The sequence below is a fragment of the Streptomyces sp. 147326 genome (assembly GCF_045000215.1).
Lineage (GTDB): Bacteria > Actinomycetota > Actinomycetes > Streptomycetales > Streptomycetaceae > Streptomyces.
This window is the reverse complement of the sequence record NZ_CP134201.1, coordinates 1,328,635-1,347,582: the sequence shown is the minus strand read 5'-3', so window position 1 is coordinate 1,347,582 and position 18,948 is coordinate 1,328,635. Positions and strand designations below refer to the sequence as shown.

Here is an 18,948-nt window from a genome sequence, read left to right as displayed (position 1 = left end):
TGGGCGATCGTGCGGAGGGACCGGAACGTGGCGAAGGACCGGAGCGGGGCGGGCGACCCCGTCCGCACACTGGAACTGCTGTGGCGCGAGCCCCGACAGCAGGCGCAGCCCGGGCGCCGCGGCCCGCGGCAGGGCCTCAGCGTGGACGCCGTGGTCCGCGCCGCGACCGCCCTCGCCGACGAGGAGGGGCTGGCCGCGCTGACCATGCGGGCACTGGCCCAGCGCCTGGGCGTGACACCCATGACCCTCTACACGTACGTCCCCGGCAAGGCCGAACTGCTCGACCTCATGCTGGACGCGGCCTACGGCCACATGGACCGCAGAGCGGTGGCCCCGGGCGAGCCCTGGCGGGTACGGGTCGCCCGCGTCGCCGACGACAACCGCGACCTGTTCGACCGGCACCCCTGGATCGCCGATCTGGCGGTCACCCGCCCGCCGCTGGGCCCCGGGGTGATCGGGAAGTACGAGTACGAGCTCGCGGCCTTCGAGGGCATCGGGCTCACCGACGTCGAGATGGACGCCGGCCTCACCCACCTCCTCGGCTTCGTCCACGCCCACGCCCTGGCCGCCGCCGACGACGCCGCCCACAACAGCCGCCAGAGCCAGGAGGACTGGTGGGCCGTCAGCGCACCCCTGCTGGAGCGGGTCCTGGATCCGGAGCGCTACCCGCTCGCCGGCCGCGTCGGCAGCGAGGTCGCCGGATACCACCCGGAGACGATCTGGGCCTTCGGCCTCCAGTGCGTCCTGGACGGACTGGCCCGCCTGATCGACTCCCGGCCCGGCCCCGACGGCACCCCGTGACGTCCTCAGAGTCCGTGCGCGAGGCGGTGCAGCCGCAGCGCGAGCTGTATTTCGAGGGTGCGCGCAGGGGAGTTCCAGTCCTCCCCGAGGAGCCGGCCGACCCGGTCCAGACGCTGCACGACGGTGTTGACGTGGACGTGCAGCGCCTCCCTCGTCCGGGTGAGGCTCGCGCCCTGCGCGAAGTACGCGTCCAGGGTGTGGACCAGGTCCGTGCCGCGCTGGGCGTCGTAGTCGAGCAGCGGACCGAGCGTGTCCCGTACGTATCCGAGCAGGTCGGCCTGACCGCCGAGGAGCACGCCGACGAAGCCGAGGTCGGACAGGGCCCCGCCCCGCCCGGTGTGGCCCAGCGCGCGCAGGGCGGACAGGCAGCGGTGGGCCTCGGCGTGGGCGGCGGACAGCCCCGCGGGCCCCGTTGCCGGGCCCGCGGCGCCGACGGTGACCGGGGAACCCACGGCCTGACTCAGCTCGGCCGCGAGCGCCTTGGCGGTCGGGCCGGGCGCCTCCACCGGAGCGACGAGCACCACGTGGTCGTGGTGGAGCCCGGCGAGAGCGCCGCGCGCCACACCGCTGCGGGCGGCCGCCGCGAGGAGGCGGTGGCGTGACGCCACGTCACCGTGCATGACGAGGACGGAGTGCTGCCGGGCCAGGTCCACCCCCAGCCGCTGCGCCCTGGCCGTCAGGGCGCCCGGGTCCGTGGTCGCGGCGAGGAGATCGGTGAGGAGTTCACCGCGTACCCGGTCCTCGGTCTCCGCCACGGACCGGCGGAGCAGCAGCAGCAGCGCGGTGACGACGCTCGCGCGCTCGAACAGCAGCCGGTCGGTGTCCGGCAGAACGGCTCGCCCGGTGAGGGCGATGCTGCCGAGCAGCTCCGGTCCGGCCAGTACCGCGCACACCCAGGTCCCGTCCTGCGGGACGGCCCGGCCGCTGGCCCGGGAAGCCTCCACGGCCGGGGCGGGCGGGGGCACGGGCCCGGTTCCGGCACGGGCGAGCTCGGCTCCGTGGGAGTCGTGGATGACGATCGCGCCGTCCAGGATGGCGGCGATGGCGGCCGCCACCTCGTCGGCTCCGCCACCGCGCAGGACGAGGTCGGTGAGCTGGTCGTGGGCCTGCTCGGCGCGGCGCACGTCCGCGCTGTGGGCCCGGATGGTCTCGGAGGCGGAGTTGAGGTCGGCCAGGGCGGCCCGGGTCTCCTCCAGCAGCCGGGCCCCGTCGATCGCGATGGCGGCGTGGTCGGCCAGCGAGGAGAGCAGCGCCACCTCTTCCGGGGAGAACTCCCTCGGGGCGCGGTCCGCCGCGTACAGCACGCCGATGATCCGGGCGCCGACGCGCAGGGGCACGCCCAGGATCGCCCGCAGCCCCTCCTGCCTGACCGCGCCGTCGATGGCGGACGTGTGGTGGAACCGGGAGTCGGCCTGGTAGTCGTCCGTGGCGTAGGGGCGGGCGGTCTGGGCCACCAGGCCGCCGAGCCCCTCGCCCATGCCGAGCCGCACCTGCTGGAACGCGGCGGCGACCGAACCGTCCGTGACCCTCATGTACGTATCGCCGGCGGCCTCGTCGTTGAGGGAGAGATAGGTGACGTCGGTGCCGAGCAGCAGCTTGGCCCGGTGCACGATCGCCCGCAGCACCGCGTCCAGATCGCGCAGCGCGGCCAGGTCGCTCGCCGTGTCGAACAACGCCGTCAGTTCCGCCTCGCGCCGCCGGTGCTGGCTGAGGGTCCGCCGGATGCGCAACGCCACACCGGTGGCTTCGGCGATGTCGGCCAGCTCGCCCGCCGGGGCACCGGCTTCCCGGGCCTCGGCGGAGGGGCGGCCGTAGTCCTCGGCCGGTGCCCCCTCCGCCAGCAGGTCGAGCAGCCGGCGCACGGCGGTGTGGGAGTGCGGGGTGCCTGGTGCTGTCACGGCGGGGAGCATACGGGGATCAGCCGGCGATCGGCTCGGAGTCCCACCGGCCGCGGCCCGGCTCCGCGGCGGAGGGCAGGCCGTCCTCGGCCAGGTCGCGGCCGCGGGTCTCCTTGGCCGCCCAGACGGTCACGGCGGTGACGAGCGCCGCGAGGCAGAGGTAGAGGGAGACCGGGGTGGAGGTCCCGTACTCCTTCAGCAGCTCCACCGCGATGATCGGGGCGAGCGCGCCGCCGACGACGGAGGCGAGCTGGGAGCCCATCGAGGCGCCGGAGTAGCGGACCCTGGTGTCGAACATCTCGGAGATGAAGGCGGCCTGCGGGCCGTACATCGCGCCGTGGAACAGCAGGCCGACGGTGACCGCGCACGCGATGGCGGGGAAGGACCGGGAGTCGAGCAGGGCGAAGAAGGCGAACGCCCAGCCGGCCATGCCGAGCGCGCCGATCAGGGTGACCGGGCGGCGGCCGAGGCGGTCCGAGAGCGCCCCCCACATCGGGATGGTGACGAAGTGGACCGCGGAGCCGATCAGCACCGCGTTGAGCGCCTCGCTCTTCGGGAGCTGCAGGTGGACCGTGACGTAGACGAGCAGGAACGCGGTGAGGACGTAGTAGGAGATGTTCTCGCCGAAGCGCGTGCCCATCGCGGTGAGCACCTCGCGCCGGCTCGTGCGGAACACCTCGAGGACCGGGGGCTCGTCCTTGACGCCCGCCGCCGCTCGCTCGGCCGCCTTCTCCCGGGCTTCGAGGAAGACCGGGGACTCGGTGACCGAGATGCGGATCCACAGGCCGATGACGACCAGTACGCCGGAGAGCAGGAACGGGATGCGCCAACCCCAGGCGAGGAAGGCCTCGTCGGACTGGACCGCGGCGAGCAGCGCCAGGACACCGGTGGCGAGCAGGTTGCCGCCGGGAGCGCCCGCCTGCGGCCAGGAGGCCCAGAAGCCGCGCCTCTTGTCGCCGCCGTGCTCGGACACCAGCAGGACCGCGCCGCCCCATTCGCCGCCCAGGGCGAAGCCCTGGACCAGGCGCAGCACGGTCAGCAGGACGGGAGCGCCGACGCCGATGGAGGCATGGGTCGGCAACAGGCCCATCGCGAAGGTGGCTCCGCCCATCATCAGCAGGCTGAGCACCAGCAGCTTCTTGCGGCCGATCCGGTCGCCGAAGTGGCCGAACACGACTCCGCCGAGCGGCCGGGCCGCGAACCCGACCGCGTACGTCAGGAAGGCCAGCAGGGTTCCCACCAGCGGGTCACTGGAGGGGAAGAAGAGCGTGTTGAACACCAGCGCGGCCGCCGAGCCGTAGAGGAAGAAGTCGTACCACTCGATGGTGGTCCCGACGAGGCTCGCGGCGACGACTCTCTTGATGGATCCGGTGGCCGGGGGAGCGGTCTCGGTGGAGGCCATGAACACCACTTCCAGGGGGTCTGCGGGGACGATCGGTGTCGCCACAACGTAGAAGTCCCCAGATCAGCGGCATATGTGGCTGCCCATCACATTCAGGCCTTCCCCTATGTGCCCGGCCGCCATATCAACGGGGGCGACCCGCTCAATGGCTCCTGCAGCAGTGGCGACAGGCCCTGCCGGAATTGCAGGGCTGCACCCGTCGTCATGTCACGGCCGATCCCGCGCTACCGCGGACCGAGTCGTTAGGCTCGGAGACATGACTCTTCAGCGGATGGACAACGTCGCCATCGTCGTCGACGATCTGGACGCGGCTGTCGCCTTCTTCACCGAACTCGGCATGGAGCTGGAAGGCAAGGCACAGATCGAAGGCCTCTATGCGGACCGCACCGTCGGACTCGACGGCGTCCGGAGCGACATCGCGATGATGCGGACCCCGGACGGCCACAGCAAGCTGGAGCTGACCAAGTACCACACCCCCGCCGTATCCGACGCCGAGCCGCGGAACCCTCCGCCCAACACGCTGGGCCTGCATCGCGTCATGTTCGCCGTCGACGACATCGACGACACCATCACCCGCCTGCGCGCCCACGGCGCCGAACTCCTCGGCGAGGTAGCGCAGTACGAGAACACCTTCCGGCTCTGCAACCTCCGCGGCCCCGCAGGCATCATCGTCGCCCTGGCCGAACGGATTGGCTGACGCGGGCCCGCCGCGCGGAGCATGTCGACGGTCAGCACCGCTCTGACGCATCCGCGATGGGGGCGGTGCGTGCTGCTGTACGAGCCCCGACCGTCCTGGCCGGGGGTCGCCGCCCCGTGAACTTCTACGAGCCCGACCGCATCAGCAACCTCCACTCCGACCTCGCATACGCCGGCATGCTCACCGACGCCGGCGTCGTCGCCACCCGGACCGCTCCCACGGGGCTGGACCCTGCCGGGGCCGACACCGTCCTGGAGGAGTCCGGACTCCTCCGGGACTGCTACGAGCGCTACGGTCCGCCCGCCACCCCAGAGACCGCCGTCCCCACCGGAGGCTGCCACCGATGAATTCCCGTCCCGAGACCGCCCGCACCCTCGACCTGGAGCCCCACCCCGAAGGCGGCTGGTACCGCAGGATCTACACCTCTCCCCTCACCGTCCCGCACCCGGCCGGCCGCGGTCAGCGGCCGTCGGCCACCCTCATCCACTTCCTGCTGGCACCAGAGGAACGGTCCCAGTGGCACACGGTGGCCAGCGACGAGATCTGGCTCTGGCGCGAGGGCGGCCCCCTCACCCTGTACATCAGCCCGCCCGGGCCGACACCGACCACGGTCACCGAGTACCGCCTGGGATCGCACCGTTCCCCCGGCACCGAGCTCGAAGTGTGCGTGCCCGCCGGCCACTGGCAGAGCGCCTGCCCCGCCAGCGACGAAGAGGTCCTGGTGAGCTGCCTGGTGACACCCGGGTTCGACTTCGCCGACTTCACCCTCCTCACACCGACGTAGGGGCAAGGCTGCCCTCGTCCGTCCGGCCGGCATCACGCCCTGGCGTTGTACTCGGAACCCGGCTACCACGAGATCACCCTCTCCAAGGCGTCGGCGTCGATGCGGCCCAGCAGCCTCCGCACCGTAGCCTCCGGAGTCGGCGATCCGCGTCCATGCGGTCCACGTGCCGTGTCACGGGCCGGTGGTGCGGGCGTTTCACGCCAGCGCTGGGGCACGTCATCCGCCGGTGGCGTCCTCGGCCTCCCAGCGCAACAGGTCGCCCGGCTGGCACTTGAGCACCTCGCAGAGCGCGGCGAGCGTCGCGAAGCGTACCGCCTTGGCGCGGCCGTTCTTGAGCACGGCCAGGTTGGCGGGAGTGATCCCGACGCGGTCCGCGAGCTCGCCCACGGACATCTTCCGCCTGGCCAGCATCACGTCGATGTCGACGGTGATCGGCATCAGATCACCTCGTCCAACTCGGCCTTCATCTGCGAGGCTTCGACGTCGCGCGCGACGGCCTGGGTGAGCAGCATCCGTAGCACGAGGACGATGAGCGCGACCCCGAGGATGGCCAGGCCGACCCCGCCCATGATGACGGTGACGCCCGGGTCTTCGCGCTGGCCCGGCGCGTTGACGGCCGTGACCGCGAACCACAGGAGGGCGGCCGCCACGATCGCGCCGATCACGCCGTCCACGTACCGGAAGGCGGCGTGGGAGAACACGGTTCCGCGTCGCACCATCGTCACCAGCCGCCATACGCAGACCAGGGCGACCTGTGCCGACACCATGCCCAGGATCGTGATCACGCGCAGCGGGGTCAGCGGGAGCGCCCCATCCTCCGGGTCGGTGAACAGCGCCCACACCATCAATGCCTGCACGAACACGGTGCCGGCGAGCACCACCGCGAGCACGGCGCGCAGCGCACGCACTGTCAGCTTCCCCATGACCCATCCTTCCATCGAATTACGATGGGAATCTATCGAATTTCGATAGGTGAAGCAAGGGTCCGCCCAGGCCCGCCCAACGACCCTGTGGGCGCGCTGCCACCGCCGGGTCAGCGGTACAGCACGACGAGGGAGGAGAGGAGGAGGGCGGCCGCGGCCGAGAGCCCCGGGATCCGGTAGCGGCCCCACGCGGACAGTGCCAGAGCGCACGACCACGCTCCGCCTGCGAGGGCGGCGGCCCACCAGCCGGCCGTCGTCTGTGCGGCGGCGAGGGGGAACACCCCGAGCACGACCGTCGGCAGGACGACGGCGAGCCGGGGCCCGATGCCCAGCCGCCCGTAGACGATCATCAGGACCGCGAGGGCGGTCGTCAGGGTGACAGGTACGGCTGCCCAGTCCCACCAGGTCCAGCAGAGGCCGTCCACCGTCTCGCACGCCCGGGCGTCGTGATGCTCCAACCAGGAGAAGAACAGCACGGCGCCGTAGGCCAGGACCGCACCGGTGACGGCCGCTCCGAACGCTCTCGGTATGACGGGCGGGTTCTCCGCGTGCGGTGTACTCATGCCAGGGCCTTTCCTCTTGTCGCTCCGTCACTGCGTCCGGACGCACTCGATCAGATAATCGCCGTTCTCCGGATCCACGGTGACCCCGTGGGCCTCGCTGTGGAATCCCGGGAAGGCCCGGTCGAAGGCCTCCAGCGCACGCAGGTAGCGCAGCAGCGGCCCGTCCGGAGTGCCGGTGGACTCCCCGGGCATCAGGACGGGGATCCCCGGCGGGGTGACGGTCACCATCGCCGCCGCGACCCGCCCTGCCGCCTCGGCCAGCCGTACGCGCTCGGTACCGCCGCGGACCAGCAACTGGTAGCAGTGGCGTGGCGGGGCCACCGGCTCCGGGAGTTCCTGGAAGGCCGCGTCGAGGGCGTCGATCAGCTCGGCGCGGGTGAGGTGTTCGTGCATCTGCCGGCACAGACCGCCCAGGGTGGTGTGGCCGTAGCGGCGCGGGAACCGCTCGACCAGGTCCGGCAGGACCCGGTCCAGCGGGGCGTCCGCGTCGTAGAGGGCCTTGAAGTCCATGAGGGCGTCCATCAGGGTGCCCCACTTGCCCTTGGTGATGCCCATCGAGAACAGGATCAGCGTGGTGTAGCTGTCGGTCTTCTCCACGACGATCCCGCGTGCAGCCAGGTACGCGGTGAGGACCCGCGCGGGGATGCCCCAGTCACCGGTCTCGCCGGTGGCCGTCACCCCCGGGCAGGTCAGGGTGACCTTGACCGGGTCCAGCAGGCAGTAGCCCTCGCTCAGCCCGGTGAAGCCGTGCCAGGCGGCGCCCGGCTCCAGGTGCCAGCAGGAGGGCTCGCGGCTCAGCAGGGACGGCGGTGCGTCCGCGAACGCCATGCGCGCCCCCGTCGCCGGATCGGTGACCGACTCGGGCTGCCACACCCCGAAGAACCAGTCCGGCCGGTCCCCGGCGGCGGAGATGCGCCGCCCGGTGCGGACCACGGCCTGACGGAAGCGGATCGCCTCGGTCACGGCCTCGTCGATCAGCCACTGTCCCTGCGGGCCGTCCATCATGGCGGCGGCCACGTCCAGGGAGGCGATCGCCGGATACAGCGGCGAGGTCGTGCCGTGCATCATGAACGCCTCGTTGAACCGCTCGTGTTCGACCGGGGCCCGCGGCGCCGACCGGACGTGGACCATCGCGCACTGGGAGAGGGCGGCCAGCAGCTTGTGCGTGGACTGGGTCGCGAAGACCGTGGGACGGGCCGGCGCCCCGTCGTCGTCCGGGAGGGGGTCCGGGAAGGTGTCCGGTCCGACGGCCATGCCGTACCGGCCCGCGTACAGCGGATGGAAGCGGGCGTACGCGAACCAGGCCTCGTCGAAGTGCAGGCGCGGCGTGCTCGGCGCGAACGCGCGGGCCGCCGCGACGGTGTCGTAACAGAGCCCGTCGTACGTGGAGTTGGTGACCACAGCGTACTGGGCGGCGGGGGAGAGCGCCCCGCCGGTGAGCGGGTTCGCGGCGATCCGCTCGGCCACCGCCGCCGGGTCGGTCACGGCGGGCGGCAGGGGGCCGGCGAGCCCGTAGCCGTTGCGGGTCGGCACCAGGTAGACGGGGCGCGCCCCGGAGATCACGAGCCCGTGCAGCACCGACTTGTGGCAGTTGCGGTCCACCAGCGCGATCTCGTCGTTCGTCACGCAGTAGTGGCCGACCATCCGGTCCGCCGTGGAGTCGCCGTGCAGCACGAAATAGGTGCGGTCGGCGCCGAAGACCCGGGCGGCGTTGCGTTCGGCCTCGCCGATCGGACCACTGTGTTCGAACAGCGACCCGAGCTCCCCGACCGAGATCGACAGGTCGGTGCGGAACAGCCGCTCCCCGTAGTAGTCGAAGAACGCCCGCCCGGCGGGGGACTTGAGGAACGCGACCCCGCCGGAATGGGCCGGCGTGTGCCAGGAGTACTCGTGGGAGTCCTCGAACCGGCGCAGGGCCCCGAAGAACGGCGGCAGGAGATCCCGGTGGTACCCGCGGGACGCCGTCGCGACGCGGCCCGCGATGAAGGACGGCGTGTCCTCCAGCGGCCAGATGTAGCCGACCACCGTCTCCGAGACCCACAACGGCAGCCGCTCCAGGTCGTTGTCGGAGTCGTCCGCCATGACCAGGAAGACCGGCAGGTCCTTGAAACGCCGGCCGATGTGGCGCAGGACCTCACCGCCGCCGCCCTCCTCGCCCGCGCCCCCCACCGTACGCGGCAGGTCCCAGGCGACCACGGCCGCCGCGAGACCGGCCTCGGTCTGCAGGGCGGCCCGCGCATCGCGCGCACTCGGCGCCCACCGCAGCTCCAGGCCCCTGTTCTCCAGCTCCTTGCCGATGCGCCGCAGCTGCTCGGCGCTGACGCCGCCGCCCATCGGGTTCTCCCGCAGTGCCAGCAGGACCGTGCCGTTGGCCATCGCTTGTGCTCCCCGTGTCAGGGGTACGGCCGCCCGTACCGGGGCACAGTCTCCCGGTGCCGCAGGCGTCTTCGCCGATCTTCGACGGGGGTTCACCCGCAGGTGGGCGTGGCGGCGAGCCGCCGTGGACGACCGGACGCGACTCGCCGTTCCGCCCGCCCTCCCCGCCCCGGAGCGTCAGTGCGCGCCCCAGCCGCCGTCGACGGGGAGTGAGGCGCCGGTGATGTAGCCCGTGAGCGGACCGCAGAGCCACACCGCCACCGCGGCCACCTCTTCCGGCTCGATCAGCCGCTTGATCGCGGTGCGTTCCAGCAGTACGTCCGTGACGACGTCCTCGTGGGCGATGCCGTGGGCGGCGGCCTGCGAGGTGATCTGGTGCTCGACCAGGGGGGTGCGGACGTAGCCGGGGTTGATGCAGTTGCTGGTCACCCCGTGCGGGGCGCCCTCGAGGGCGGCGACCTTGCTCAGGCCCTCCAGACCGTGCTTGGCGGCGACGTAGGCGGACTTGAAGGGGCTGGCCCGCAGGCCGTGCACGCTGGAGATGTTCACCACCCGGCCCCAGCCGCCCGCGTACATGTGCGGCAGGCACTGCCGGATCAGCAGGAACGGTGCGGTGACCATCACCTTCTGGATCAGCTCGAACCGGGCCGGCGGGAAGTGCTCGATGGGCGCCACGTGCTGCAGCCCGGCGCTGTTGACCAGGATGTCGACCTCGTCCGGGAGCGCACGCACCGCCTCCGCGTCGGCGAGGTCCACGGTGTGCGGACGGCCGCCGACGGCCGTGGCCACGGTCCTGGCCGCCTCGGCGTCGATGTCCACCACGTGCACCAGGGCTCCGGCCTCTGCCAGCGCCCGCGCACAGGCCCGCCCGATGCCGCTGGCGCCCCCGGTCACCAGGGCGGTGCGCCCCGAGAGGTCCACGCCTGCGGCACCGTGCGCGAAGGATCCGGGAGTTGCGCGAAATTGGCTCGTCATGGCCGGAACGCTAGAGACGCATCGCCGGACATCCCATGTGCACGACCGCCATAGTGGGCCGCGGGGCAGTGTGCCCCGACGCCATGCCGCCCCGGGGCCGGCGCCCCCTAGCGATAGCCGGTGGTGTCCGCCGGGAGGTCCGGGTCCTGGACCTCGACCATGTAGCGCCAGGCGTCCGGGCGGCTGCCGTCGAGGTCCGTGAATCCGTAGACGCGCGCGAGCTGCCCGCTCGAGAGGGACTGCCCGTTCCAGCGTGCCACCTCCGGGTCCGCGGCGAGCGCCGCGACCGCCCGGCCCACATACGACGGGGTCTCGGAGATGGCGAAGTGCGGGACCTTGGCCAGCGCGTCCCGCCAGTTCTCCTCCGTCACCCCGAAGTTGTCCAGCATCATCTCCGAGCGCAGCCAGCCCGGGGTCAGCGCCACCGCCGTGACCCCGCGCGGCCCCAGCTCGTGCCCCAGAGCGAACGCCATGCGCAGGACCGAGGACTTGGCGATGTCGTAGAAGAAGGAGACCCGGTAGCGGCTCGCGTTGTACTCGGCCGTGCCGTCCGTCATCTCCACCACCAGACCGCCGGGCTCGCGCAGCATCAGCGGCAGCGCGAAATGGCTGGTGACGGCGTGGGTCTCCACCGCCAGCCGCATCAGCCGCAGCCCGTTGTCCAGGTCGTGCTCCCAGACCGTGCTCTCCCACTCGAAGAGCCGCTCCCCGCCCCAGACGTCGTTGACCAGGACGTCGAGCCGGCCCTGCTCGGTGTCGATCCGCCGCACCAGCGCCTCGACCTCGGCCGGCACCAGATGGTCCGCGGCCACCGCGATGCCCCGGCCGCCCGCCGCCGTGACCAGCTCGGCGGTCTCCTCGATCGTCTCGGGGCGGTCGTACTCCGAGCGGCGGCCGGCGGTGCTCCGCCCGGACACGTACACCGTCGCGCCCTGTGCGCCCAGCTGGACCGCGATGCCGCGGCCCGCGCCCCGCGTCGCCCCGGCCACGAGGGCCACCCTGCCTTCGAGAGTCCGCTGCGTTTCCGGCATGGGCCGACCCTACGACGACTGCCCCGCCCGCGTCCCGCCGGACACGGCGACCGCCGCCAGGGACAGCAGCAGCCCGCCGGCTGCCAGGCCCAGCGCCTGGCCCGGCCCCCACAGGGTCCAGGCCGCGCCGAAGAGCAGGGAACCCGCGAACCGGGCCAGTGCCTGCGCGGTTTGGAGCACCGCGAGCCCGGTCGTGCGCAGCTCGGCCGGGAGCAGCGGCCCGGCGGAGGCCATCAGCACCCCGTCGGTGGCCGCGTAGAACAGGCCGAGCAGGGCCAGCACGCCCACGACCAGCGGCGCCCCGGCCGGAACCGGGGCCAGGAGCAGCAGGCAGGCGCCGAGCAGCAGCACGTGCCCGCCGAGGAAGACCCGATCGCGCCCCAGCCGGTCGGCGAGCCGGCCCACGGGCAGCGCGGCCAGCAGGAACACGGCCGCCGTGCCCACGGGCAGCAGCGGGAAGTACGCGGCCGACAGGTCGAGCCGGCGCTGGAGCAGCAGGTAGAGGAAGGCGTCGCCGACGGTGAACAGGCCGAGCACGGCGGCCGTCAGGCACAGCCGCCGCAGGCCGGAGAGCCGTAGCAGGGTGCGTACGGGGGGCGGCGGGGTCCGGGGCGCGGCCGGGGCGGGCGCGGGGGCCTCCCGTACGAAGAGGGCGAGCAGCACCACCCCCAGCACGGCGATGCAGCAGCTCACGGTGAACACGGCCTCGTACCCGTCCACCGCCACCCACAGCACCCCGAACGCGGCCAGCGGTCCCAGCAGCGCGCCCGCCGTGTCCAGCGCGCGGTGCACCCCGAAGGCACGGCCCTGCTCCTCCGGCGGCACGGACAGCGAGATCAGCGCGTCGCGCGGGGCGGTGCGCAGGCCCTTGCCGGTCCGGTCGGCGGCCAGCACCGCGGCGACCGACCAGGGGGTGGTGACGGCGAGCAGGGCGGCCTTGCACACGGCGGAGAGCGCGTAGCCGGTGCCCGCGACGAGCTTGCGGCGGTGGGTGCGGTCGGCGATCCGGCCGCCCGCGAGGCGCAGCAGCGCGGTGGCGCCCTGGTGAAGTCCGTCCAGGGCGCCGAACGCGAGCGGGGACATGCCGAGTCCGGCCATCAGGTACAGCGGCAGGACCGCGGTGACCATCTCCGCGGAGACGTCCGTGACCAGGCTGACCAGTCCGAGCGCGAACACCGTGCCGGGGACGGCCCGCAGCGGGCCCTTCGGGGCCGGGGTGTCCCCGGCGATGTCCGCGGCCCGGCTGGTCGACAGGTACACGGATGCCTCCTCGGGAGCGGCTAGAACCAGTTGATGGTGAGCGGGAACGCGGCGGTGACGGTGGTGCCGGTGGTGTCGGTGGCGGTCGCCGTGACCTGGACCGTGCCGCTGCCCCAGGGCTTGCCGGAGATGCGTCCCGAGCCGGCGTCGACGGTCAGGCCCCAGGGCAGGCCGGTGGCCGCGTACCGGTAGGCGGGCTTGCCGCCGGTGGCGGAGAGCTGGATGGTGCAGGACTGGTTGAACTTGCAGGTCTGCGGGCCGGGGTTGGCCAGCTTCAGATCACCCGGAGTGGGTGTGGGGGTCGGCGTGGGTGTCGGTGTCGGTGTCGGGGTGGGAGTCGCAGTGGGCGTGGGGGTCGGGGTTGGCTCCGTCGAGGTGTCGAACACCTCGCTGATCGGCGGGACGTTGGCCGCGTTGCCCGCGTGCGTCGCCGTGCCGAAGAGGTCCTCGAAGGTCCGCAGCAGGTGGTGGTGGTTGAAGGCCGTGGCGTATTTGCCCGTCTTGACCTTCGCGCCGTAGAAGACGGTGGCGATCTGGTTCGAGCCGAGGTAGTTGTCCTCGTCCCAAGTGAGCACCAGCAGGCTGTTGTTGGCCTTCGCCCACTGGGCGTAGGCGTCGATGTTGTTCCTCGTCCAGGTGTCCCCCGTGTTCACGGAGCACGAGTGCATGTCGTTGCACTGGTTGGGGACCACGAAGGAGAGGTTCGGCAGCGCCGCGAAGTTGTTCTGCGGGAACTGCGCCCACGTCTTGCCGGTGTTCAGCGGCACGTTCTTGAAGGCGAACCACGGGTTGTGCTTCTGCGCGTACTGGCCGTTCGTGCAGGCCGTGGACCCCTCGCTCGGCAGGTCCTCGTTGTACGTCGCGAAGGTCTTGCCCGCGGCGATCAGCTCCTGGCCGAGGTTCGGCGCCGTCATCGACTGCGGGGTGTAGCAGCCGTCGCCCGTGATGCCCTGCGTGGCACCGGAGAAGAGGTTGAAGTAGTTCGGCTGGCTGGGGTGGGTCAGCGCCTTCATGCCGGTCAGGCTCGCGCCGCCGTTCGCCAGCTGGTTGACGTACGGGGCGTTCGCGCTGCCGATGATCTCCCCGTACTGCTTGTTCTCGTACACGACGACCACCACGTGGTCGTACGTGGGCAGTGCGGCCGCGGCCGCCGCCGGAGCGGCCGGACCGCTCTCCGCGGCCTGCGAGTTGGCCACGGTGAAGGCGCCCAGCAGGCCGAGCGCGCCGAGCCCGGCCACGAGCGCCGACCAGCGGGCCCGGCGTCTCATCCCGGCCCTGGTCGCGGGTGATGGTGAGGGGGTGGGCATGGGTGTTTCCTCCCTGTCGTGGGTCCAGCGACCCGGTGTCATTCCTCGCGCCGCGCCGCACCGGCCACGGCGATGTTCAGGAAGCGCGGTACGGGCCGCCCCCGGCCGCGGAAGTCCTCCGCGACCGCGGACCGCACCGCCGTCAGTCGTGTCTCGGGCAGCAGCACCAGCACGCTCCGCCCCGGCCGCGGCCCGGGCTGCCAGGCGCTCAGCGCACCGGCCCGCCGGGCGCAGGACACGGCCCGCGCCAGCTCCCGCGACCGGTCCGCGGCCTCGCCCCGGACGGCGACCAGCACCAGCCGCGCTCCCGAGGACGCCGGATCGAAGGGCACGTACCGCTGTCGACGCCGGGGTTCCGGACCCACCAGCAGGGCCCGGCCGGGCCGGGCGAAGAGCACCGCCCGGCGCAGCCCGTCGTCCCCGTCCGGCAGCGCGTCGGCCAGCAGCCGGGCCAGGTCCGCACGGTCCGGCCGCTCACCCGCCGCCGCGTGTACGTCGGCCACCGCCAGCGCCACCGCGCACTCGGCGGGCTCCGCCGTGGCCAGGCCGGCGGCCCCCGTGAGCGAACCCTGCACGTGCAGGTCCGTCCCGCCGCGGCCGTGACCGGCGCGGGCCAGCGCCCGCAGCACGGTGTACGGACGCACGGCCCAGTCGGGTGCGGCGGGCGGCGGCCCGGACAGCGTCAGCGGCAGATCGCAGCTGTCCGCGGGGTGGGCGAGGGAGCTGAGCCGCACCAGAGCGTCGGTGCGCGGCGCCGCGGCGGCGGCCGTGGGCCAGCCGGCCGCCGCGACCAGCCCGGGGGAGCCCAGGTGGAAGGCGTACGGCGCGCTCCACACGGCGGCGGGGGGCCGCCCGTGCGCGGCCTCCAGCGCGTAGGCGACGAGCCGGAACAACGGATCGGCGGTGGCCCGCCGAGCCAGTCCGCCTCCGGCGAGGCCGACCGGTTCCCCTCCGGCCCGGTCTGTGAGGTGCCCGGTGCCCGGTTCGCCTGCCGTGGACTGCGGCCCGGAGGCTTCCGCGCTCGTCACAGGACGTCCTTGCGGGCCAGCATCCGGTAGGCGTTGCCGCCGTCCGTGCGGTGGGCCGCCGCCGTGCGCAGGGCGTCGAGTACCGCCGCGCCCGCGAAGGCCGGCAGGGCGGCCAGCCGGACGGCACGGGCGAGGGCCCGGGCGCCGGCCGTGGCCGGGGGACCCCACGGGCGGTCCGGGTCCGGGGCCAGCCGCGTCGCCGTGAGCGCCACCGCGCCGAAGAAGTCGTTGCCCTGGTGGGCCGGTCCGTGCTCCTCGGCGAGGACGGTGAACCCCCGGTCGGCCAGCGCCTCGCGCAGGTTCGCGGCGGGCACCAGGTGCTGGTGCTGCGGCTGGAACCAGGGCAGCCACGCCGGGCCGAGCAGCCGGGCCATCCGGGACTCCGGGTCGGGCAGCTCGATGGTCAGGAACCCGCCGGGGGCCAGGACGGCGGCCGCCGCGTCCAGTTCGGCGAGCGGATCCCGGGTGTGTTCCAGGTAGTGGTACATGCTGACCACCTCGTACTGGCCCGCCAGCTTCGACGCGAACTCCGGGAACTGCCCCTGGTACCCGGTCTCCACCCAGCCGCGGCGCTCCGCCTCGCGGACCCCGTCGCCCATGTCGAGCCCGTCGAACCGGGTCCGCGGCCAGACGGCCCGCGCCGCGTTGCAGAAGTGGCCGTGCCCGGTGCCCACATCGAGCCACGACAACGGGTCGGCGTGCGGCAGGAGCATCTCGGCGCGCCCCCGGTAGGCGGCGCCCAGCCTTCCGAAGACCGTGCCCGCGCCCTCGCCGCCGCGTCCGTCGTAGAAGTCGCGGTAGTAGAACTCCAGGCCCTCCGGGGTCAGCCGGGGGTTCTGGAAGACGTGCCCGCACTCCCCGCACTGTTCCAGGGTGAAGAGGCCCGGCTTGCCCTGGAGCAGGTCGGGCACCCGGACCCGGACGGAGAGCCGGCCGGAGCCGCACCACGGGCAGTCCGGGCGGCGCGGCTCGAGGAAGTGTGCGACACCCGCGCGCAGTTCGGCCTGATAGGCGGCGGCCCGGGTGGAGTCCCGCGCGCGGTCCTCGCCGGTTCCGTCCCGCCCGGCCGCCGCGGCCGTACGCAGGGCGGCGCCGAGGGAGCGCAGCGGCCGGGCCGCGGTGGCCCGGGCCAGATCGGCGGGCCGCAGCGGGGAACCCGGCCCGCCCAGGGCGAGGTACGGCTGGAGCCAGTACAGCCCGGCCGCGGCCGCGCCCCACCGGCCCTGGCGCAGCGCGACGCCCGCCAGCAGCGCCAGCCCGCCGAGCTGCGCGGCGGCCAGCGCCCCCGGCGGCAGCCCCTGGGCCCGCAGCTCGGCGACGCGCGCCGGTCCCCGGGGCTCGTCGGGTGCTCCGCAGCTCAGGCCGGGGGCGATGGCCAGGCCCGTCGCGTCGGCGGCGTACTCCTTCAACCGGCGGGTCAGCGCCAGGAGTTCCGCCGGTTCCGGGCGCGGCCCGACCGGATCCGCCCCGGCCCGCGCCAGCACCTCCTCGGCGACGAGCACGGCGAACCCGGCCCCGCGCCCCTCGCCGAGCCGGTCCCACCGGTACCGGGCGGGATCGACCAGCCGCAGCAGCCCCAGCGCCCGCTCGGCGGCCAGGTCCGCGGGCAGCAGGTCCAGCACCCGCAGGCCCTCGCCTTCGGCGAGCGCGCAGGCGGCGAGGAAGGTGGCGGCGTCGGGCTCGACGCCGCGGGCGGTGAGCAGCCGCCATCCGGCCGGCCGCGGCACGCCGGCCGCCGCGGGCGGGGTCACGGGCAGCACCGGGATCGCCCGCAGCCGGCGCCCTGCGCGTACGGTGCCCGCGGCGAGTGCGGCCAGTAACACCGCGGAGGTCCACCGGACCCGGGAGAGCGGGGGTGGCGTCATAGCAGTTTCTCCAACCGGTCGGCCGCGGCGGCAGCCCCGCCCGCCGCGGCGAATGAGGCCTGGATCCGCCGGGCGGCCCGGCGGGGGCCGGGATCGTCCAGCACGGCCGTGAGCGCGTCGCGCAGTTCCTCGGCCCGGGTCCTGCCGAAGCGCACCCGGATTCCGGCTCCGGCCTCGACCACCTGCCGGGCCACGATCGGCTGGTCGTCCCGGATCGGGGCGACGACCAGCGGCAGCCCGTGCGCGAGGGCCTCGCAGACGGTGTTGTGGCCCGCGTGGCAGACCACCGCGTCCAGGTGCGGCAGCAGGTCCAGCTGCGGGACGCTCTCCTGGAGCAGTACGTGGCCGGGCACCGGCCCGATCAGCGCGGAGGGCGCCGCGAGCACGAACTGGACTTCCTCGGAGAGCCGTTCGGCGGCTCCCAGCACCGCCCCGTAGAAGCGGGCACCGGCCTCCTGGTTGAGGGTGCCCAGGGACACCAGCACCCGCCGCCGCGCCGGGTCCAGCCGCTGCCAGGGGAATCCGGGCGGGACCGGCCGGGCTCCGAAGGCCGGCCCGACGTAGGCGTGGTGCGCCGGGAACTCACCGGCCGTCCCGACGAGTTCAGGGGTGGAGAAGACCAGGACCAGCCGCTCCGAGAACCGCGGATCCCAGCCCCCCGGTTCCCGCGCCGCGTCACCGAACTCCGCGAGCAGGCCGGAGATCTGCCCGGCCACCCACTCCCCGACCTTCGGGAAGTCCGCGAAGGGCCGGGTCAGTTCGGCCGAGGTGCTGGCGGAGGTCGCCCACGGGACGCCGAGCCGCCGGGCGACCAGCGGCCCGGCCAGGGCCTGCTGGTCGGCGACCATCACGTCCGGCCCGAACGCCCGGACGGCCCGTTCCACCCCCGGCACCATCGCCCGGGCCAGCGGCACCAGCGCCTCCTCCCACAGGAACCGCAGTGCCCCCACCCCGCGCAGATCGCGCCACCGCTCGTGCAGCGCCGCGTACCCGCCGCCCGCCTCCTCGCCGGCCGGCAGGATCCGGGCCTGTGCGGGCAGCAGCCGGGCCAGTGCGGAGGCCGGCCCCGCCCAGGCGATCTCATGTCCCCGGGAGGCCAGTTCGGCCCCGACGGCCACGGTCGGATTGACGTGCCCCGCGAGCGGGGGCACGGTGAACAGCACCTTCACCGGACCAGCGCTCCCGCCCGCGGCCGGACCGCTGCCGCTGCCGTCGCGGCGGACGGGTTCGCCGGAGCCTTCGCGGCCGTCGCGCCGAGATGGGCCAGCACGGACTCCCGCAGCACCCCGCTGCTCTCCTTCAGGACGTCGTGCCCCAGACCCGGCAGGATCCGCAGCGCGCCCCCCGGGGCGTGGTCGGCCAGCTCCCGGGCCCCCGCGACCAGTTCGGAGTGCTCGCCGCAGACGGTCAGGACCGGGCAGCGCAGCTGGGCGTAGTCGGCCGGGGTGAAGGTGCGGCTCGCGGCGATGTCGTCGATGAGCGTGGTGCGGTTGAGGAGGGCGTCGGCGATGGCCGTGAGGTTGGCGGCCTTGCGCAGGCGCAGGGTGAGCAGCTCGGCGGGGACCGGGCTGTCCTCCAGGCTGAGCGCGGCCGCCGACAGGGTGTCCACCATGTTCTCCACCCACGCCCCGCCGAGCGGTGGTTCGAGGAGGGTGAGCCCGGCGACGAGGTCGGGCCGGGCCAGGGCGGCGTGCAGGGCGAGGGTCCCGCCGTAGCTGTTGCCGACCAGGTGGACCGGGCGCCGCCCGAGGCCCAGCGCGCCGAGCAGGGCGAAGAGGTCCCGTACGGCGGTGCGGCTGTCGTAGCCGGAGGCCGGGCGCTCGGTACGGCCGTGTCCGCGCAGGTCGTAGAGGACGGCCTCGTGCCCGGCCCGGGCCACCGGCACGGCCAGGGGGCAGTAGAAGGAGGAGAGGTTGTCGACGACCAGCCCGTGCAGGAAGACCACGACGGGGCGGTCCGGGGCGTCGGCTCCGTCGGCGGCCGGGAGCCGCTGGACGTGGAAGCGCAGGGAGTTGGCGAGGACGACGGCCATGGCGGG

The 18,948-nt window shown here is 73.8% G+C and carries 18 protein-coding genes; 4 read left to right on the top strand and 14 right to left on the bottom strand.

Features of this window, described 5'->3' with window-relative positions:
• Positions 1 to 27 precede the first annotated feature (27 nt).
• Positions 28 to 801: a TetR/AcrR family transcriptional regulator gene (locus RIU97_RS06195; RefSeq protein WP_404953947.1), complete on the top strand. Its 774-nt coding sequence runs from the start codon at positions 28 to 30 to the stop codon at positions 799 to 801.
• A gap of 5 nt (positions 802 to 806) precedes the next feature.
• Here the strand turns inward: RIU97_RS06195 and RIU97_RS06190 are convergent, their stop codons facing one another.
• Positions 807 to 2,711, bottom strand: a complete 1,905-nt coding sequence (locus RIU97_RS06190; RefSeq protein WP_404953945.1) for a helix-turn-helix domain-containing protein — start codon at positions 2,709 to 2,711, stop codon at positions 807 to 809.
• A 7-nt stretch (positions 2,712 to 2,718) separates the two neighbouring features.
• Entirely contained in the window at positions 2,719 to 4,101 is a 1,383-nt protein-coding gene (locus tag RIU97_RS06185; RefSeq protein ID WP_404953943.1) for an MFS transporter, read from the bottom strand.
• A 256-nt stretch (positions 4,102 to 4,357) separates the two neighbouring features.
• Between RIU97_RS06185 and RIU97_RS06180 the strand changes: the two genes are divergently transcribed.
• From RIU97_RS06180 to RIU97_RS06170, 3 genes are all read left to right on the top strand, one after another.
• Positions 4,358 to 4,798: a VOC family protein gene (locus RIU97_RS06180; protein WP_404953941.1), complete on the top strand. Its 441-nt coding sequence runs from the start codon at positions 4,358 to 4,360 to the stop codon at positions 4,796 to 4,798.
• Positions 4,799 to 4,914: 116 nt separating this feature from the next.
• Positions 4,915 to 5,145 (top strand): hypothetical protein, encoded by a 231-nt coding sequence (locus RIU97_RS06175; RefSeq protein WP_404953939.1) that lies wholly within the window; start codon positions 4,915 to 4,917, stop codon positions 5,143 to 5,145.
• Positions 5,142 to 5,582, top strand: coding sequence for a cupin domain-containing protein (locus RIU97_RS06170; RefSeq protein WP_404953937.1), 441 nt, complete (start codon positions 5,142 to 5,144; stop codon positions 5,580 to 5,582). The genes RIU97_RS06175 and RIU97_RS06170 overlap by 4 nt, the downstream gene beginning before the upstream one ends.
• A gap of 216 nt (positions 5,583 to 5,798) precedes the next feature.
• On the opposite strand, the gene RIU97_RS06165 is transcribed toward RIU97_RS06170, so the two are convergent.
• The 12 genes from RIU97_RS06165 to RIU97_RS06110 form a co-directional block, all read right to left on the bottom strand.
• On the bottom strand, positions 5,799 to 6,020 hold the full coding sequence (locus RIU97_RS06165) for a helix-turn-helix domain-containing protein (protein WP_389427277.1): 222 nt from the start codon (positions 6,018 to 6,020) through the stop codon (positions 5,799 to 5,801).
• Entirely contained in the window at positions 6,020 to 6,505 is a 486-nt protein-coding gene (locus tag RIU97_RS06160; RefSeq protein ID WP_404953934.1) for a DUF2975 domain-containing protein, read from the bottom strand. Before RIU97_RS06160 ends, RIU97_RS06165 begins: the two co-directional genes overlap by 1 nt.
• 110 nt (positions 6,506 to 6,615) lie before the next feature.
• Entirely contained in the window at positions 6,616 to 7,068 is a 453-nt protein-coding gene (locus tag RIU97_RS06155; protein ID WP_404953932.1) for a hypothetical protein, read from the bottom strand.
• Between the two features lie 27 nt (positions 7,069 to 7,095).
• Positions 7,096 to 9,444 (bottom strand): Orn/Lys/Arg decarboxylase N-terminal domain-containing protein, encoded by a 2,349-nt coding sequence (locus RIU97_RS06150; RefSeq protein WP_404953930.1) that lies wholly within the window; start codon positions 9,442 to 9,444, stop codon positions 7,096 to 7,098.
• Positions 9,445 to 9,621: 177 nt separating this feature from the next.
• A complete protein-coding gene (locus RIU97_RS06145) occupies positions 9,622 to 10,419 on the bottom strand; it encodes a 3-hydroxybutyrate dehydrogenase (RefSeq protein ID WP_404953928.1) in 798 nt (265 codons plus the stop codon).
• A gap of 107 nt (positions 10,420 to 10,526) precedes the next feature.
• Positions 10,527 to 11,450 (bottom strand): SDR family oxidoreductase, encoded by a 924-nt coding sequence (locus RIU97_RS06140; protein WP_404953926.1) that lies wholly within the window; start codon positions 11,448 to 11,450, stop codon positions 10,527 to 10,529.
• Between the two features lie 9 nt (positions 11,451 to 11,459).
• Positions 11,460 to 12,710, bottom strand: a complete 1,251-nt coding sequence (locus RIU97_RS06135; protein ID WP_404953924.1) for an MFS transporter — start codon at positions 12,708 to 12,710, stop codon at positions 11,460 to 11,462.
• 20 nt (positions 12,711 to 12,730) lie between these two features.
• A complete protein-coding gene (locus RIU97_RS06130) occupies positions 12,731 to 14,017 on the bottom strand; it encodes an alkaline phosphatase family protein (RefSeq protein WP_404953922.1) in 1,287 nt (428 codons plus the stop codon).
• Positions 14,018 to 14,055: 38 nt separating this feature from the next.
• Positions 14,056 to 15,045, bottom strand: coding sequence for a galactokinase (locus tag RIU97_RS06125; protein WP_404953920.1), 990 nt, complete (start codon positions 15,043 to 15,045; stop codon positions 14,056 to 14,058).
• On the bottom strand, positions 15,042 to 16,910 hold the full coding sequence (locus tag RIU97_RS06120; RefSeq protein WP_404953918.1) for a methyltransferase domain-containing protein: 1,869 nt from the start codon (positions 16,908 to 16,910) through the stop codon (positions 15,042 to 15,044). Before RIU97_RS06120 ends, RIU97_RS06125 begins: the two co-directional genes overlap by 4 nt.
• Entirely contained in the window at positions 16,907 to 18,073 is a 1,167-nt protein-coding gene (locus tag RIU97_RS06115) for a glycosyltransferase (protein ID WP_404962772.1), read from the bottom strand. Before RIU97_RS06115 ends, RIU97_RS06120 begins: the two co-directional genes overlap by 4 nt.
• 2 nt (positions 18,074 to 18,075) lie before the next feature.
• Positions 18,076 to 18,942, bottom strand: a complete 867-nt coding sequence (locus RIU97_RS06110; protein WP_404953916.1) for an alpha/beta fold hydrolase — start codon at positions 18,940 to 18,942, stop codon at positions 18,076 to 18,078.
• Between the last annotated feature and the right edge of the window lie 6 nt (positions 18,943 to 18,948).